Source organism: Burkholderia semiarida (assembly GCF_029268935.1).
Lineage (GTDB): Bacteria > Pseudomonadota > Gammaproteobacteria > Burkholderiales > Burkholderiaceae > Burkholderia > Burkholderia semiarida.
The window spans coordinates 790,515-806,644 of record NZ_JAHLCL010000005.1 but is presented as its reverse complement, the minus strand read 5'-3'; the positions used below and the strand labels follow the sequence as shown (position 1 = coordinate 806,644).

At 68.8% G+C, this 16,130-nt stretch carries 13 protein-coding genes and 1 pseudogene; 9 read left to right on the top strand and 5 right to left on the bottom strand.

What is annotated here, in order from left to right; all coding sequences use genetic code 11:
• The first annotated feature begins 112 nt into the window (after positions 1–112).
• Complete coding sequence (locus KPB06_RS10400; RefSeq protein WP_124861481.1) at positions 113–1,360, top strand: MFS transporter; 1,248 nt, start codon at positions 113–115, stop codon at positions 1,358–1,360.
• 44 nt (positions 1,361–1,404) lie between these two features.
• Entirely contained in the window at positions 1,405–1,956 is a 552-nt protein-coding gene (locus KPB06_RS10395; protein WP_373453026.1) for an SLOG cluster 4 domain-containing protein, read from the top strand.
• A gap of 283 nt (positions 1,957–2,239) precedes the next feature.
• On the opposite strand, the gene KPB06_RS10390 is transcribed toward KPB06_RS10395, so the two are convergent.
• Positions 2,240–3,220 (bottom strand): bifunctional helix-turn-helix transcriptional regulator/GNAT family N-acetyltransferase, encoded by a 981-nt coding sequence (locus KPB06_RS10390; RefSeq protein ID WP_060009174.1) that lies wholly within the window; start codon positions 3,218–3,220, stop codon positions 2,240–2,242.
• Positions 3,221–3,499: 279 nt separating this feature from the next.
• On the opposite strand from KPB06_RS10390, the gene KPB06_RS10385 reads away from it, so the two are divergent.
• The 3 genes and pseudogenes from KPB06_RS10385 to KPB06_RS10375 all read left to right on the top strand — a co-directional run bounded on the left by KPB06_RS10385 (position 3,500) and on the right by KPB06_RS10375 (position 5,442).
• Positions 3,500–3,877 (top strand): sugar ABC transporter ATPase, encoded by a 378-nt coding sequence (locus KPB06_RS10385; protein WP_275905463.1) that lies wholly within the window; start codon positions 3,500–3,502, stop codon positions 3,875–3,877.
• A gap of 82 nt (positions 3,878–3,959) precedes the next feature.
• Positions 3,960–4,127, top strand: a pseudogene (locus KPB06_RS10380) (M81 family metallopeptidase); the annotation flags it as partial.
• A 127-nt stretch (positions 4,128–4,254) separates the two neighbouring features.
• Positions 4,255–5,442: a beta-propeller fold lactonase family protein gene (locus KPB06_RS10375; protein WP_059579331.1), complete on the top strand. Its 1,188-nt coding sequence runs from the start codon at positions 4,255–4,257 to the stop codon at positions 5,440–5,442.
• 170 nt (positions 5,443–5,612) lie between these two features.
• Here KPB06_RS10375 and KPB06_RS10370 read toward each other — a convergent pair whose 3' ends face one another.
• Positions 5,613–5,747, bottom strand: coding sequence for a hypothetical protein (locus tag KPB06_RS10370; RefSeq protein WP_006767081.1), 135 nt, complete (start codon positions 5,745–5,747; stop codon positions 5,613–5,615).
• 405 nt (positions 5,748–6,152) lie between these two features.
• Between KPB06_RS10370 and KPB06_RS10365 the strand changes: the two genes are divergently transcribed.
• The 4 genes from KPB06_RS10365 (at position 6,153) to KPB06_RS10350 (ending at position 10,132) form a co-directional block, all read left to right on the top strand.
• Positions 6,153–6,638 (top strand): hypothetical protein, encoded by a 486-nt coding sequence (locus KPB06_RS10365; RefSeq protein WP_275905464.1) that lies wholly within the window; start codon positions 6,153–6,155, stop codon positions 6,636–6,638.
• Positions 6,639–6,708: 70 nt separating this feature from the next.
• Positions 6,709–7,521 carry an alpha/beta fold hydrolase gene (locus KPB06_RS10360; protein ID WP_226233198.1) on the top strand — a complete coding sequence of 271 codons (813 nt, stop codon included), beginning with the start codon at positions 6,709–6,711 and terminating at the stop codon, positions 7,519–7,521.
• Positions 7,522–7,912: 391 nt separating this feature from the next.
• Complete coding sequence (gene ampC / locus KPB06_RS10355; RefSeq protein WP_275905465.1) at positions 7,913–9,082, top strand: class C beta-lactamase; 1,170 nt, start codon at positions 7,913–7,915, stop codon at positions 9,080–9,082.
• A 147-nt stretch (positions 9,083–9,229) separates the two neighbouring features.
• A complete protein-coding gene (locus KPB06_RS10350; protein ID WP_060009163.1) occupies positions 9,230–10,132 on the top strand; it encodes a LysR substrate-binding domain-containing protein in 903 nt (300 codons plus the stop codon).
• A 102-nt stretch (positions 10,133–10,234) separates the two neighbouring features.
• Here KPB06_RS10350 and KPB06_RS10345 read toward each other — a convergent pair whose 3' ends face one another.
• From KPB06_RS10345 to KPB06_RS10335, 3 genes are read right to left on the bottom strand one after another with little or no spacing between them, the layout of a single operon-like run.
• A complete protein-coding gene (locus KPB06_RS10345) occupies positions 10,235–11,629 on the bottom strand; it encodes an efflux transporter outer membrane subunit (protein ID WP_104013083.1) in 1,395 nt (464 codons plus the stop codon).
• On the bottom strand, positions 11,626–14,817 hold the full coding sequence (locus tag KPB06_RS10340) for an efflux RND transporter permease subunit (protein ID WP_275905466.1): 3,192 nt from the start codon (positions 14,815–14,817) through the stop codon (positions 11,626–11,628). Before KPB06_RS10340 ends, KPB06_RS10345 begins: the two co-directional genes overlap by 4 nt.
• Positions 14,814–16,013, bottom strand: a complete 1,200-nt coding sequence (locus tag KPB06_RS10335; protein ID WP_275905467.1) for an efflux RND transporter periplasmic adaptor subunit — start codon at positions 16,011–16,013, stop codon at positions 14,814–14,816. The genes KPB06_RS10340 and KPB06_RS10335 overlap by 4 nt, the downstream gene beginning before the upstream one ends.
• Positions 16,014–16,130: the final 117 nt, after the last annotated feature.

Below are 16,130 nucleotides of genomic sequence, written 5' to 3'. Positions count from 1 at the left end.
TGGTCCGTCGTTTCCCGCCAGCCGTCCGGCCAGCGCGGGCCGGCGCGCATCCGCCCGCGTCGTTCACGGGCACAGGCCTTAGAATGTCGCCGGACATTCGTGGCAGGACACCATGGCGGCAAACATGAAATCTTCGACGCTCGGCGGGCCGTCGGCCCCGGGCGTGGAGCGGGTCGGCGCATACGCGTGGAAGGCGCTGGCCGGATCGGCGATCGGCTATGCGATGGACGGCTTCGACCTGCTGATCCTCGGCTTCATGCTGCCGGCGATCACGGCGGCGCTGCACCTGACGCCCGGGCAGGGCGGCGCGCTGGTCACATGGACGCTGGTCGGCGCGGTCGCGGGCGGCATCGTGTTCGGCGCGCTGAGCGATCGCTACGGGCGCGTGCGCGTGCTGACCTGGACGATCCTGCTGTTCGCGATCTTCACCGGCCTGTGCGCATTCGCGCGCGGCTTCCAGGATCTGCTCGTCTATCGCACCATCGCGGGCATCGGCCTCGGCGGCGAGTTCGGGATCGGCATGGCGCTCGCGGCCGAAGCGTGGCCTGCAGCCAAGCGCGCCCGCGTGTCGTGCTACGTCGCGCTCGGCTGGCAGGCCGGCGTGCTGCTGGCCGCGCTCGTGACGCCGTTGCTGCTGCTCCACATCGGCTGGCGCGGCATGTTCGCGGTCGGCGTGCTGCCCGCGCTGCTCGCCTGGGTGATGCGCAACAAGCTGCACGAGCCGCAAGCGTTCGCGCGGCGCGCGACGCAGCCGAAGTCCAACGCGTTCCGCATGCTCGTCGCCGACGGCCGCACCGCGCGCACGAGCGTCGGCATCGCGATCCTGTGTTCGGTCCAGAATTTCGGCTACTACGGAATCATGATCTGGCTGCCGACCTTCCTGTCGAAGCAGATGGGTTTCTCGCTGACGAAATCGGGCGTGTGGACGGCGGCGACCGTCGTCGGGATGATGATCGGTGTCTGGGTGTTCGGCCAACTGGCCGACCGCATCGGTCGCAAGCCGACGTTCCTGCTGTACCAGCTCGGCTCGGTCGTGACGGTCATCGCGTATGCGCGGCTGTCGGACCCGACGGCGATGCTGTGGGCCGGCGCGCTGATGGGGATGTTCGTCAACGGGATGGTCGGCGGCTACGGGACGCTGATGTCGGAAGGCTATCCGACGGCCGCACGCGCGACCGCGCAGAACGTGCTGTGGAACATCGGCCGCGCGGTCGGCGGCTTCGGCCCCGTCGCGGTCGGCGCGCTCGCCGCGCACTACTCGTTCCAGACGGCCATCGCGCTGCTCGCCGGCCTCTACGTGCTCGACATGGTCGCGACGGTGTTCCTGATTCCCGAGCTCAAGGGCGTCGAGCTCGAATGAGCGCGGGACGCGCGCATGGCGCCACGATTTCACCGGAAACCACGATGCAACGGAACAACAGGACGATCGGCGTGATGGGCTCGGGCAAGGAGCCGTGGCTCGCGTTTTCGGAACCGCTCGGCGCGTGGCTCGCGCAGGCCGGGTTCAACCTGCTGACGGGCGGCGGGCAGGGCGTGATGCTGGCGGTCGCGCGCGCGTTCGCCGGCGTGCCCGGTCGGGCCGGCCGATCGATCGGCATCCTGCCGACACGGGCCGATCCGGTCGCGGGCTTCGTGCCGCTCGACGGCTATCCGCATCCGTTCGTCGACATTCCGATCCTCACGCCGCTGCCGCGGCGCGAACCGGGCGCCGCGCCGGACGCGATCAATCGCAACTATGTGAACGTGCTGAGCAGCGACCTGATCGTCGCGCTGCCGGGCGGGCACGGGACGGCCGAGGAGATCGCGCTCGCGCAGCGCTGGCGCAAGCCGCTCGTCTGCTTCGGGCCGGATGGCGCGTTTCGGTCGCTTGCCCCGGACGCCACGTGCACGTCGTCGCTCGACGACGTGATCCGGTTCATCGACGATGCGTTCGCGGCGGAGCACGCGCTGCGATAGGGCGATCGATCCATTCGGCGACCGTCGGCGGCAACGTACGTCGGCTCGAACCGCCGCAGGCACGGTTCAGCTCCGTCGCCCTCCGTTCGACGCACTGTCTTCACCGCGCCAACAGCCGGTTCCGATTGGCGAATCCCGGTCGGCATCGGCTTACAGCAGCGTCACGTTGCTCGATGCCTCGCCGGACGGATACGCCGATGGACCGCGCGCGTTCGCCGTGTCGTGTCCCCGTTCTGTAGCGAGCGTCATGAAGCCCGCCGGATCGACGACGGTCCATTGAACCTCAGCCGCCCGCCGGCCCCGGCCGGCTGAAGCGCTGCTCGACCACCTCCGTCCCCCACTGCGTGCCCGCGGATTCGCTCGTCAGCGCGAAGCCGAACGACTCGTACAGATGGCGCGCGGCATCGAGCCCCTTGAACGTCCACAGGTACGTCTCGCGAAACCGGTGTGCGTCGACGAATTGCATCGCGAGCGTCATCAACCGGCGCCCGACGCCCGAGCCGCGCAACGCGTCGTTGACGATGAACCAGCGCAGGTGCGCGACGCCCGTCGCCGGGTCGCCGTCGATCGCGAGCGACGCGAGCGTGCGCCCGTCTTCCTGGCACAGCCACAGCGCCTTGCCGTCGGCAGGCAGCGCGCCCGCGAAGGCGGCCAGCTCGGTCGCCACGCGCTGTTCGAAGAAGGCGCCGAACCCCCAGTGTTCCGCGTAGAAGCGCGCATGCAGGCTCGCGATGTCGCCGATGCAGCCCGGCTGATAGCCGTCGCGAATCGACGGCGCCTCGGCGGGTGCAACGGGCGCCCTGGCCGCATTGTCCTGGGCGAGCGCATCGGCATACAGCGCGAGCGAACGCAGCAGCGCTTGCTGGTCGGCCGGCATCATCCGGCGCAGCGCGTTCGACACTTGATCGGTCGCGAACGTGTCGATTCGTTTGCGGAGTTTCTTGCCTTCGGCGGTCAGGTACAGCTCGATCGCGCGCGCGTCCTCGCTCGACACGCGCCGCTCCACGACCCCGGCCGCTTCGAGCCGCGCGAGTTGCCGGCTCGTGTTCGACTTGTCGAGCCGGAGGATCGCGCCGAGATCCTTCGCGTTGATGCCGGGCGTCATCCCGATCTCGAGGATCGCGTGCACGGCCGACGGCGCCCAGTCGCTGTCGGCCAGCGTCGCACGCATGAAGCCGAGCTCGCGCACCAGCTTGCGCGAGAAGTCGCGCAGCTCGAGGATGGTTGCGTCGCGCGGCTTGGCCGGCACGTCGATGAGGTCCATGGTTTGTCCGTGGAAAGTTGCGGATCGCAATCAACAATAGTTGCGAGTCGCAACTTATGCAAGGCGGATTTTTCACGCGGATCGGTTGTTTCGCAGGCGCCGCCGCCGTGCGACCCGGCGGTCAGGCGGATCGACGCGCGAGGACCAGCGCGGCACGGCGGGGTACCCAAGCCGATGGCCCGGCGTGCGGAAGTGGCCGCATACTGGCGGAGCGGGCCGACTTGCGAGCCGGAGCGTCGACCGACCCCCGATCGACGACCGCGGACCACGGAGATCACGATGAACAAGCTGTTGCCGATGACGATCGCGTTGCTTGCCGGCAGTGGCATCGGCGCGGCGCCGCTTCATGCCGCCGGCGCGATGGACGCGCCGCCGTGCAGCGCCGCGCATGCGGCGGATCGGGGCGGCGGAAACGCCGCGATGGCGGGCGCGTCGGTCCGCAGCTTTTCGACGGCCGGTTGTTCGGGCGCGGTATTGCAGGGCGACAGCGCCGCCGCGACGGTCAACGGCGACCGGGTCGAGTTGCACGACGGCGTCGTCTACGTCAACGGCCGATCCTATGGCGCGGTCGCGCCCGCGCAGACGGTCGAGTACGAGGTCGCGCGCGACCGGCGCACGTTGAAGGTCGACGGGAAAATCCGCACGCCGGCGCGCTGACGCGTGCCGCCCCGGTACGCCGCCGCGCCGCAGGCATGGGGTTCCCGATCAGCGTGCGGCGCGAACCGTTTCGCGCGACGGGCATTGCCGGCCGGTGTTCGTGCCGATTGCATCCGCGCTGGTCGAATGCGACAGCCGCGGCGTGACGGGCTCGGACTTCGGGCTGTTCCGCTACGAGCGGCCCGCGCGGTCGGTGTATCCGCTCGACGACGTCGTCGAGTGGCCGTCGGGCACGCGACGCACGGATTGACGGAACCGAACCGGGTGCGAGACGCCGGGCGCGCGCGCTTTCGGGCATCATCCGATGGCGCCGGCCCGTCGGGCAGCAGGGCCGGGCAATTCATTGCGTCCGCAACCGATCCGGAGAACCGACCGCCATGCATTCGAATCCTTTCCGCCCGCGCGGCGCGCGCCTGCTCGCCGCGCTGACCCTCGCCACGACGGCCGTCGCCGTGCACGCCGCCGACTGGATCGTGTCCGGCAACGACGGCAAGTACCAGCGTGTCGAGGGCCGCGACACCTTTCTGCCGTCCCCGCCCGCCGACACGCTGACGCTGCTCGACGCCAGCACGTTCCCGCCGAAGGTCGCGGCGCAGATCGACGTCGAGAACGGCATCCAGGGGCCGCCGCAGGCCGTCGCGATCACGCCCGACGCGAAGCTCGCGCTCGTCGGCGCGCCGACGCGCTACGACACGGCCGCGAAGCAGCTCGTGTTCGACACGTTCCTGCAAGTCGTGAATCTCGACACCGCGCCGCCCGCGATCACGCGCGTCGAGCTCGGCACGCATCCGCAAGGGATCGCGATCGACCGCTCGGGCCGGCTCGCGCTCGTCGCCAACGTCGACGGCAGCGTGTCGATCCTGCGCATCGACGGCACGCAGGTGACGCTCGACGGCACCCTGAAAATCGGCAAGAAGCGGCTGGCCGGAATCAGCTTCACGCACGACGGCAAGCATGCGCTCGTGTCGCTGCGCGACGAGCAGGGCATCGCGGTGCTGAACGTCGACGACGGCAAGGTGACCGACAGCGGCACGCGGCTGAGCACGGGCGTCGCGCCGTACACGATCGACGTGTCGAGCGACAACCGCTGGGCCGTCGTCAGCAACGTCGGGCTCGCCGGGCTGCCCGGTTACACGGGCACGCTCGCGGGCGACGCCGATTCGGTCGCGCTGATCGACGTGTCGCGCGTGCCGTTTCGCACGGTGCAGTACCTGACGGTGCCGTCGCTGCCGGAAGGCGTCGCGATTTCGCCGAACGGGAGATGGATCGCGGTGCAGGCGATGGACGGCTCGAACCTGACGGCCGACAACCCCGGCCGCCGCAAGCTCGGCAAGGTGCTGCTGTTCGAGATCCGCGACGGGCAGGCCGTGAAGGTGAGCGAGGTGCCGGGCGGCGAAGCCGCTCAGGGCATCGTGTTTACCGCCGACAGCCGGCACGTGATCGTGCAGTTCAACGTCGAACGGCAGCTTGCGCTGTATGCGGTCGAAGGCGGCAAGCTGCGCGATACGGGCAAGCGGATCGCGCTGACGGGCGGGCCGTCTTCGTTGAGGACGCTGCCGCGCTGAACGGGCTTTGTTCACGGCTCGTGGCGACGGAACCTGCGCGGGCCGTTCGGCCGTGAACGGCACGCGCTTCCTCAACGGATGAAGGAGCGGGCGAACCGGCGACGCGCACGCGAGGATGCGCGCGGAAAGAAGCGCCCGATGCGCTTGCACCGGACGGTACGGCCGTGCCGTTACGGACGCAGCAGATCGAACCCGCCGAATACCACGACACCGCTGAGCACGATCATCGCGACCGAGTGCTGGCCGAAGTAGAGAATCGCGGCGGCGAGCCACGTCGTGATGCAGAAGGCGCCGATGCGGGCCATCGTGTGTTCCTCGAATGCGTGATGAGGTGAATGCGTGCCGCACGGCGTTCGCCGCTCGGGCGGTGAGCGGGGCACGCGTGCAGGCGGACGGAAAAGGCGACCCGGGAAGCCGCGAGGGCGTCGTCGGCAGACGTTGCGTGCCGCGCCTCGACAGGCCGGAGTCGAAGCCGGCGGCATCGCGCGCTCGGGCCCGAACGAGCGTCCGACGTGCGTATCCAGCCGGCGAAGCGGCGATTTTACCAGCGCCGCCATGCCGCGAATCTGGCCCTTTCGCGATCAATTTCGGTCATCGTGCAGTAATCCACCCGACCCCCGATATTCAAGTTTCGTGTGATGAATGCCGTAAACGAACTGGAAGGCGATTTCCGCCATGTCACTTCGTCAACCGACACACGGACCGACACGATGCAGATCGATTTCTCCACGACCGCGCGATCCCCGCTCGCGGACAGCGCCATGACCACGAACCCGGCCGCCGCGAGACCGTTGACCGGCGGCGCGACGGATGCCGCGAGTACGACGGGCGCAACGGGCGCGACAGGTGCCGCCGCAGCGACTGACACGTCGAGCACCGCCGCCACGAAGGATGCCACCGGCGCCGCCGGCGAAACGCCCGGCGCGGCCGGTGCATCGTCGGAAGACCCGGCGGTCGCCCAGTTGAAGGCGCTGATCGAGCGGCTGCAGAAGCAACTCGCGACATTGGAGCGGCAGATGGCCGCCGCGGCGCAGCGGGCGAAGGACGACCCGTCCGCGGCCGTCGAACAGCAGTCGCTGAGCGCGGAAGCCAGCACGATCTCGGCCGCGCTCGCGACGGCGATCGCGCAACTTGCCGCGGCGCTCGCGAAATCCGGCGGCTCGCAGGCGGGCGGGCTGGTGTCGACGCAGGCCTGAGCGGCCACGGCGGCATCGGCCGCACGCATTACAATCGCAAGCGCGTCTCCTTCTCAAGGACGGCTGAACGATGAATGCGGAACTCGACGACGACGAACTCGTCCGCTTCGACGCGCACGGTGGCCCGCCGCTGCCGGCCGCCGATGCCGAAGGATGGCTCGACCACGACGGCGCGCGCATCTGGCACGCGTCGTACGGCCAGGGGCCGGCGGTCGTGCTGTTGCACGGCGGCCTCGGCCACGGCGGCAACTGGGGCAACCAGGTGCCGGCGCTGCTCGCGGCCGGCTACCGCGCGATCGTGATCGACAGCCGCGGCCACGGCCGCAGCACGCGCGACGACGGCCCCTATTCGTACGAACGCATGGCATCGGACGTGCTGGCTGTCCTCGACGCGCTGCACGTCGATCGTGCACGCTTCGTCGGCTGGAGCGACGGCGCATGCATCGCGCTCGTGCTGGCCGCTCGCGCACCGGAACGCGCGGCCGGCGTGTTCTTCTTCGCGTGCAACATGGATCCGGGCGGCACGAAGGAGATGGCGCCGAGCCCGCTGATCGACCGCTGTTTCGCGCGGCATCGCAAGGACTACGCGCGATTGTCGGCGACACCGGATCAGTTCGACGCGTTCGTCGCCGCCGTCAGCGAAATGATGCGCACGCAACCGAATTACACCGCGCAGGATCTCGCGGCGATCGCCGTGCCGGTTGCGATCGTGCAGGGCGAGCACGACGAATTCATCCGGCCCGAGCATGCGGCGTACTTGGCGCACACGATCCCGGGCGCGACGCTGACGATCCTGCCCGGCGTGAGCCATTTCGCGCCGCTGCAGCGGCCCGCGCGGTTCAATGCGGCGATGCTCGCGTTTCTCGACCGGCTGCCGGGGTGACATGCAGGCGCGGCGCGCGGCCCGCTGCCGGGCGCGTTCTGACCATCAAGCTATCGGCGGAATCCACGGCACGCGCTGCATGATTTGCCACTTGGGCAGGTCCGCCCGCAGGCCGAGTTCGACCTCGATCCGGGCGGGTGAATCAATCGCACGGCAGGCCAGCGCTTGCAGATCTGACGAGGCTTATCTCTTTTCCGTCGATTTTCGACAAGGTGCCATTCGCCGTACCTCATAAGTTTTTCTTTCGGCTCGCGCAACATATCGTCGATTGTTGGCGGCCGGGCGATAACGGATAGTCCTGCTTCGACAGGCCGGTGGCGCCGCCCTCTGTGCGCGGCGCCGCCGGACCCGTTGCCCATGCAACCATCGGAAATCGAAAGGAACCGCACTCATGCGATTCAACGCGACACGCTTCGCCGCGACCCTGTTCGTCGCCGCATGCGCGACCGCCACCGCCGGTCGCGCGGCCGCCGTCACGCAGGACGACCTCCACGACACCGTCACCCGCCATATCGCGCCGCTGATGAAGCAGTACGCGATTCCCGGCATGGCGATCGGCGTCGTCGCCGACGGCAAGCCCTACGTGTTCGACTACGGCGTGATGTCGAAGCAGACCGGCAAGCCGGTGACGGGCGACACGCTGTTCGAGATCGGCTCGGTCAGCAAGACGCTGACCGCGACGCTCGCCGCGGACGCGCAGGAAGGCGGCGAACTGTCGCTCGCGGACCCCGCGGCCAGATATCTGCCCGAGCTGCAGGGCAAGCCGTTTGGCGTCGTGACGCTGCTTCAGCTCGGCACGCACACGCCCGGCGGAACGCCGCTGCAGGTGCCGGACGGCATTCGCGACGACGCGGGCCTGATCCGCTATCTCCGCGCATGGCGGCCCGAGTATGCGCCGGGCACCCATCGCAAGTATTCGAACGTCTCGATCGGCATGCTCGGCTGGCTCACCGCGAAGGCGATGCACCAGGATTTCGCGACGCTGATGGAGCAGCGGCTCTTCCCCGCGCTCGGGATGACGCATACGTACATCGACGTACCCGCCGCGCGGATGGCCGACTATGCGCAGGGCTACACGAAGGACGGCAAGCCCGTGCGAATGACGGAGGGCATGCTGTGGCAGCCGGCGTACGGCGTGCGGACCACGGCGGCCGACCTGCTGCGTTTCGTGCAGGCGAACATGGGAATGATCCAGACCGCGCCGCGCCTGCAGCGCGCGATCGACCGCACGCACACCGGCTATTTCCGCGCGGGGCTGCTGACGCAGGATCTGATCTGGGAACAGTATCCGTACCCGGTCACGCTGCCGACGCTGCTCGCGGGCAATGCGCCGAAGATGCTGTTCGATGCGGTGCCGGCCAGCGCGATCCAGCCGCCGCTCGCCCCGAGCGCCGCGACGTGGATCAACAAGACGGGCTCGACCGCCGGCTTCAGCACGTACGTCGCGTTCGTTCCCGCGAAGCGGATCGCGATCGTGATGCTCGCGAACGGGAACGTGCCGATCGAGGATCGCGTGAAGGTTGCCTACCGGATCCTCGGGGCGCTCGGCGACGGGCGGTAACCCTCCCGCTTCACGCCGATTGTCCGGACACTATTCGGCGGGAATTATTGAATCGAAATCAACTGTCATTCGCGCGTGCGCCCGCTTATCAAACGGGTGCGTGGGCACTATCGTGACGGTCCCTGATACCGCTGACGAGTGCCGACCATGAAGACGACCCTCGACGAGATGCTCGCGTTCGTGACCATCGCCGATACCGGTTCGTTGACGGGGGCGGCCGACAAACTGCACCAGCCGACCTCGGTGATGAGCCGGATCCTGCGGCGCCTCGAGGAAAAACTCGACACCACGCTGATTCGCCGCACGACGCGCCGCCTCGAACTGACCGAGGAGGGCAAGCTCTTTCTCGACTACGTGCGCGAGATCATCGCGTCGGTCGAATTCGCCGAGGAACAGATCGTCAGCCAGCGCGAGGCACCGGCCGGGCGGTTGCGGATCAATGCGGCGATGCCGTTCATGCAGCACGTGATCGCGCCGATGATGCCGGGCTTTCGCGAAGCGTATCCGGCGATCGCGGTCGAACTCCATACGAGCGATGAAATCATCGACCTGCTCGAACAGCGCACCGACGTCGCGATCCGGATCGGCGAGCTGCGCGATTCGACGCTGCATGCGCGCCGGCTCGGCAGCAGCCGGCTGCGCATTCTGGCGAGCCCGGCCTATCTGGAGAAAGCCGGCGTGCCGGCGAGCGTCGCCGATCTCGCGAACCATACGCTGCTCGGTTTCGTGCAGCCGGAAACGCTGAACCAATGGCCGCTGCGCGCCGCGGACGGTAGCGTGTACCGCATTCATCCGGCGCTGCAGGCGTCGAGCGGCGAGACGCTGCTGACGCTCGCGCTCGCTGGCGCGGGCATCGTGTGCCTCGCGGACTACATGACGGGCACGCATCGCCGCGACGGCAGCCTCGTCGAACTGCTCGTCGACGACACGGTCGAGTTTCGCCAGCCGATTCACGCGGTGTTCTATCGCAATGCGACGCTGTCGTCGCGCATCGTCAGCTTTCTCGACTATGTGGGCGCGCAATTGAAGGCAGGCGGCGACATCGACTGAACCGGCACGGCACGTCACCGGCCATGCAGTGAACAGGGCGACGGGTTCGAATGACATCGAACCCGTCGCCCTTCGCGCATCGGTCGAACCCGAACCGCGCGCCTACTCCCCCAGCGCGCTCATCAGCCTGACCTGGCTCAGCATTTCATCGGTGCGTGCCTGCGCGAGCGAATCCTCGGCCGCGAGCAGCGCACGCTGTACTTCGAGCGTATCGATGAACGCCGATTCGCCGCTGCGCCACGACCGGTTGATCTGCGTATAGGCGCCGCGCGCATTCGACACCGCGCGCTCGAGGCGCTCGGTCCGGCCGTGATTGCGGGCGGCGGCGGCCACCGATGTCTCGACGTCGCCGACGGCCGTCAGCACCGCCGTGCGATAGGCGGCGAGCGCCTGGTCGGCCTGCGCGCGACGCAGCGCGACGACGCTGCGTCGCCGTCCACCGTCGAACAGCGGCGCGCTCGCGCCGGCGCCGGCCATCCACGCGAGCGAACGCGCGAGCGACGCGCCCGAGAAGCCGTCGATCGCCGCGCCGATCACGCCGATCAGTTGCAGGTGCGGTTTCAGGTCGGCCTCGGCCACGCCGATGCGCGCATAGGCCGCGACGACGCGTGCCTCGGCCGCGCGCACGTCGGGCCGCCGGCGCAGCAGGTCGGCCGGCGTGCCGATACCCGGTGCGGCGGCGGTCCACACCGGCGCGGGCGCGAGCGGGTCGAGCCGCGCATAGACCTCCTGCGGCGTCGACGCGGTGATGATCGACAGCCGATGGATCGCGGCCTGCCGCTGCAGTTGCAGCGCGGGCAGCTCGGCCAGCGTCGTTTCCGTCTGCGCGGCGGCGCGGTCGACGTCGGCTACCGGCACGACGCCCGCGTCGAACAGGCGCCGTGTCGATTCCTCGGTGCTGCGCTGGCTCAACGCGTTGGCTTCGACCAGCGCGAGCCGCTGTTCGAGGCCGCGCACCGTCACGTAGGTCCGCACGGTTTCGTCGATCGTCGCGATCCGCACGGCCGCCGCATCGTTTTGCGCCGATGCGATATCCGCGTCGGCCGCCGACACGCCTTGACGGATGCGGCCGAAGATGTCGATTTCCCAGGCAAGACTCGCATTCAGGTCGAATGCGTTGCCCGTCGTCGGCGTATCGGTCGGGAACGCCTGCGAGGCGGACAGCCGCCGACGGCTGGCACCGGCATTCAGGTCGAGAGACGGGAACCATTGCGACGCCGCGCCGATCCGCACCGCGCGGGCTGCGTCGATGCGTGCGACGGCCGCCTGCAGGTCGAGGTTGTTCGCGAGCGCGGTGTCGACCAGCCGGTCGAGGATCGGATCGTGGAAGCCATGCCACCACGCACCGGTGTCGGCGGCCGGGCCGCCGGCCGCGAGATCCGCGTTCGCATAGGTCGCCGCCAGAGGCGGCGGCGTGACGGTGGCGACCGGCGCGCTCGTGCACGCGGCCAGGACGGCCGCGGCGGACAGCGCGGCCACGAGTCGAACGAACTTCATTGCACTCCCTCCGTCGCGACGGCTGCGACAGCGGTCTTGCGCATCGCGAGCCGGCGAACCATCACATAGAACACGGGCGTGAACAGCAGCCCAAAGAACGTCACGCCGATCATTCCGAAGAACACCGCGGCGCCGACCGCCTGGCGCATTTCCGCGCCCGCGCCTTCGGAGATCACGAGCGGCAGCACGCCGAGGATGAACGCGAGCGACGTCATCACGATCGGGCGCAGCCGCTGCACGCATGCCTCGACGACGGCCTCGACGAGCGCGGCGCCGCCGGCCTCCAGCTGCCTCGCGACCTCGACGATCAGGATCGCGTTCTTCGCGGCGAGCCCGACCAGCACGATGAAGCCGATCTGCGTGAGGATGTTCACGTCCTGGCCGAGCGCGCGCACGCCGAGCGATGCGGCAAGCAGGCACATCGGCACGATCAGCAGGATCGATACGGGCAGGCTCCAGCTACCGTACTGCGCGGCGAGCACCAGATAGACGAGGAGCACGCACAGCGGGAACACGAGCAGCCCCGTGTTGCCGGCCGTGGTCTGCTGGTACGACAGATCGGTCCATTCGAACGAAATGCCGGGCGGCAGCACCTGTTTCGCGAGCGTTTCCATCGTCTTGATCGCGAAGCCCGAGCCGAGGCCCGGCGCGGTATCGCCGTTGATTTCGGTGGCCGGATACAGGTTGTAGCGCGGTGCGCGATCGACGCCGAGCATGTCGTCGATACGCGTCACGCTGCCGATCGGCACCATCTCGCCGTCGCGGTTGCGTACCTTCAGCCGCGCGAGATCCGACGCGCCGACGCGGAACGGCAGGTCCGCCTGCGCGGTCACGCGGTAGGTGCGCCCGACGATGTTGAAGTCGTTGATGTAGGTCGAACCGAAATACGTCTCGACCGCGTCGTTGATCGCCTCGCTCGGCACGCCGAGCATCTCGGCCTTCTCGCGGTCGAGCTCGACGTGCACCTGCGGGCTCGTCGCGGAGTACGGCGTGTAGACGCCGACCATGCCGGGCGTGCGGTTGGCGGCCGCGACGAGATCCTGCGTCGCCTTCGCGAGCGCAGCCGTGCCGAGGCCGTTGCGATCTTCGAGCCGCATCGCGAAGCCGCCCGTGCTGCCGAGGCCCTGCACCGGCGGCGGCATCGCGACGACGATCGACGCTTCGGTGATGCTCGCCAGCCGTCGGCGCATCTCGGCCGCGATCTTCTCGATCGTCAGGCCCTGCTTGCTGCGTTCCGGCCAGGGCTGGAATACCGGAAACAGGCCGGCGCTGTTCGCCGAGTTCGTGCCGGTCGCCGCGTTGACGCCGGAGAACACCGGCACGCGCGCGACACCGGGCACCGACAGCGCGATGTCCTCGATCTTGCGCGCGACCGCGCTGGTGCGCTCCAGCGTCGCGCCGTCGGGTGTCCGCACGAGCACCACGAGGTAGCCGCGATCCTGCGCGGGAATGAAGCCCTTTGGGCTCGACACGAGCAGATAGCCGGTCGCGGCGATCAGCACCGCGTACAGGGCGACCATCGCGGGGACGATCCGGACGATCTTGCGGACCAGCCGGCCATACGCATCGGACAGGCGCTGGAACACGCGGTTGAACGCGTTCGAGAAACGCCGTGCGGCGCGCATCGCCGGCGCGAACGGTGCGGCGATGCGGGATGCCGGCGCCGGTGCGTCATGGTCGCCGGCGTGCGGTTTCAGCATCATCGCGGACAGCGCGGGCGCGAGCGTCACCGACGTGAAGAACGAGATCGCGGTCGACACGGCGATCGTCACGCCGAACTGGCGGAAGAACTGGCCCGAGATGCCGGGAATGAACGAGGTCGGCACGAACACCGCGCACAGCACGAGCGTGATCGCGAACAGCGCGCCGCCGACTTCCTTCATCGTCAGCAGCGTCGCATCGCGTGGCCGGGCGCCGGCCGACAGGTGCCGCTCGACGTTCTCGACCACGACGATCGCGTTGTCGACGACGATCCCCACCGCGAGCACGAGGCCGAACAGCGTCAGGTTGTTGATCGAATAGCCGAGCACGGCCATCGCCGCGAACGTGCCGACGAGCGACACCGGAATCGACAGGATCGGGATGATCGACGGCCGCCAGCCCTGCAGGAACAGCAGCACGACGAACACGACGAGTACGACGGCTTCGTAGATCGTCTTGACGAGTTCGTGGATGCTGTCGCCGATGAACGCGGTCGGGTTGTAGCCGATGTTGTAGACGATGCCCTTCGGGAAGTCCGTGGCCAGCTCGGCCATCTTCTTCTCGACCGCGGCCATCGTCGCGACCGCGTTCGCGCCGGGCTGCTGCAGCACCTGCAGCGCGATCGTCGGGTGGCGCAGCATGTAGCTGTCGGTCGCATACGCGAGTGCGCCCACTTCGACGCGTGCCACGTCCTTCATCCGCACGAGCCTGCCGTCCTTGCCCTGCTTGACGACGATGTCGCTGAAATCCTCGGGGCGCTTGAGCCGCCCTTCGAAGATCAGGTTCGGCTGGAACGCCTGGTTCGTGATCGGCGCCTGCGCGACCACGCCGCCCGCGAGCTGCGTGTTCTGCGACCGTACCGCGGCGATCAGGTCGGCCGGGCTCAGGCCGAACGACGCGACGCGCTCGGGGTCGAGCCAGATGCGCATCGAGTATTCGCGCGCGCCGAGCGGGTTGATGTCGCCGACGCCCTCGATCCGCTTGAGCACGTCCGCGACGTTGCGGATCGCGTAGTTCGACACGTACAGCGGATCGTAGCGCTGGTCCGGCGAGTACAGGAAGATCGTGCCGAGCTGCGTCGGCGACGATTTGCGCACCGACACGCCGCTGCGCTGCACGGGCTCGGGCAGGCGCGGCGTCGCGAGCGCGACGCGGTTCTGCACGAGCACCTGCGCCTTGTCGACGTCGGTGCCGGGCTTGAACGTCACGGTGATGTTCAGGCTGCCGTCCGACGTCGCCTGGCTGTACATGTACAGCATGTCTTCCACGCCGTTCACTTCCAGTTCGATCGGCGTCGACACCGTTTGCGAGACCGTTTCCGCGGAGGCGCCCGGATAGGTCGCCTGGATCACGACGGTCGGCGGCGCGATGTCCGGATACTCGGAGACCGCGAGCGAGAAATAGGCCAGCGCGCCGGCGATCGTCAGCACGATCGACAGGACGATCGCGAGCACCGGCTGCTGCACGGACAGGCGGCCGAGATTCATTGCGCGCTCCCGGTCGTGCCGTTCGCCGCGCGGGCCGCCGTGGCCGCTTCGATCGCGCGCGGCACGGCCTTGACCTTGTCGCCGGCCTGCACGCGCTGGAAGCCGTCGACGATCACGCGATCGCTCGCGTTCAGCCCCGCGGCGATTTCGCGCAGGTTGCCGTACAGGCGGCCCGGCGTCACCGGACGGATCGCGACGGTGCCGTTCGCGTCGACGAAGTACAGCACGCGGCGCGTCGCATCGGTCGCGACGGCCGTATCCGGCACGAGCAGCGCGCGGTGCGCGACGCGGCTCGACAGGTACACGCGGCCGAACTGGCCGGGGCTCAGACGCCGGTCCGGATTCGCGACGCGGGCGCGCTGGCGCAGCGTGCCGGTCGAGTCATCGAGGCGGTTGTCGACGAAATCCATCGTCCCCGTCAGCGACGGCTGCGCATCGCCCGGCAGCGCGATCGCGACCTGCCGCGACGACGCGTTGTCGCCGCTTTTTCGCGCTTCGCGCGTATAGCGCAGGTAGCTTTCCTCGTCGACGTCGAAATAGATGTCGATCGGATCCTGCGACACGATCGTCGTCAGCACGGTCGCGTCGCTGTCGCCGCCTTTCACGAGATTGCCCTCGCTCACGAGTTTGCGGCTGATGCGGCCGGACATCGGCGCGACGATGCGCGTGAACGACAGGTCGAGCCGCGCGCGCTCCAGTGCGCCTTGCGCGCTCGTCACTTCGGCCTGCGCGCTTTGCACCGCCTGCCTGCGCTGGTCGTAAAGGCTCTGCGCGATCGTATCGGTCTTGATCAGGATGCTCGCGCGCTCGAAATCCTGCCGGCTCAGCTTCAGTTGCGACTGCGCGCGTTCGAGCGCGCCCTGCGCGGCCGTGACGGCCGCCTGGTACGGACGCGGGTCGATGACGAACAGCAGGTCGCCCTTGCGGACGAGCGCGCCGTCCTGGAACGCGACCTTGTCGAGATAGCCGCTCACGCGCGGGCGCACGTCGACGGTGTCGACCGCTTCGAAGCGGCCGGTGTAGACGTCGACGTCGTTGACGTCGCGCGCGACGGGCGCGCTGACGATCACGCCTGGCGTCGCGGCCGGCGCCTTGTCGTCCGACTGGCAGCCGGACAACGCGAACAGCGCGGCCAGCGGAACGGCGGCCAGCACGGCTGGCCGCGCGATGCGCTTCAATCCTGGATATCGGTTCATATGCGTGCGAAATGTCGAGTGGGGCGCGTGGCGCCGGACCGTGCGAAGTATCGTGCGCGGCGCGCGGCGGATAAACGGATGAAGCGGCATAAGAACTTGTACTGCGCAGTCACGAAT

Excerpts from the sequence above, each read along its gene's own strand:
- KPB06_RS10400 (WP_124861481.1), top strand. The coding sequence starts at position 113 with ATGGCGGCAAACATGAAATCTTCGACGCTCGGCGGGCCGTCGGCCCCG.
- KPB06_RS10395 (WP_373453026.1), top strand. The coding sequence starts at position 1,405 with ATGCAACGGAACAACAGGACGATCGGCGTGATGGGCTCGGGCAAGGAG.
- KPB06_RS10390 (WP_060009174.1), bottom strand. The coding sequence starts at position 3,220 with ATGGACCTCATCGACGTGCCGGCCAAGCCGCGCGACGCAACCATCCTC.
- KPB06_RS10385 (WP_275905463.1), top strand. The coding sequence starts at position 3,500 with ATGAACAAGCTGTTGCCGATGACGATCGCGTTGCTTGCCGGCAGTGGC.
- KPB06_RS10375 (WP_059579331.1), top strand. The coding sequence starts at position 4,255 with ATGCATTCGAATCCTTTCCGCCCGCGCGGCGCGCGCCTGCTCGCCGCG.
- KPB06_RS10370 (WP_006767081.1), bottom strand. The coding sequence starts at position 5,747 with ATGGCCCGCATCGGCGCCTTCTGCATCACGACGTGGCTCGCCGCCGCG.
- KPB06_RS10365 (WP_275905464.1), top strand. The coding sequence starts at position 6,153 with ATGCAGATCGATTTCTCCACGACCGCGCGATCCCCGCTCGCGGACAGC.
- KPB06_RS10360 (WP_226233198.1), top strand. The coding sequence starts at position 6,709 with ATGAATGCGGAACTCGACGACGACGAACTCGTCCGCTTCGACGCGCAC.
- ampC (WP_275905465.1), top strand. The coding sequence starts at position 7,913 with ATGCGATTCAACGCGACACGCTTCGCCGCGACCCTGTTCGTCGCCGCA.
- KPB06_RS10350 (WP_060009163.1), top strand. The coding sequence starts at position 9,230 with ATGAAGACGACCCTCGACGAGATGCTCGCGTTCGTGACCATCGCCGAT.
- KPB06_RS10345 (WP_104013083.1), bottom strand. The coding sequence starts at position 11,629 with ATGAAGTTCGTTCGACTCGTGGCCGCGCTGTCCGCCGCGGCCGTCCTG.
- KPB06_RS10340 (WP_275905466.1), bottom strand. The coding sequence starts at position 14,817 with ATGAATCTCGGCCGCCTGTCCGTGCAGCAGCCGGTGCTCGCGATCGTC.
- KPB06_RS10335 (WP_275905467.1), bottom strand. The coding sequence starts at position 16,013 with ATGAACCGATATCCAGGATTGAAGCGCATCGCGCGGCCAGCCGTGCTG.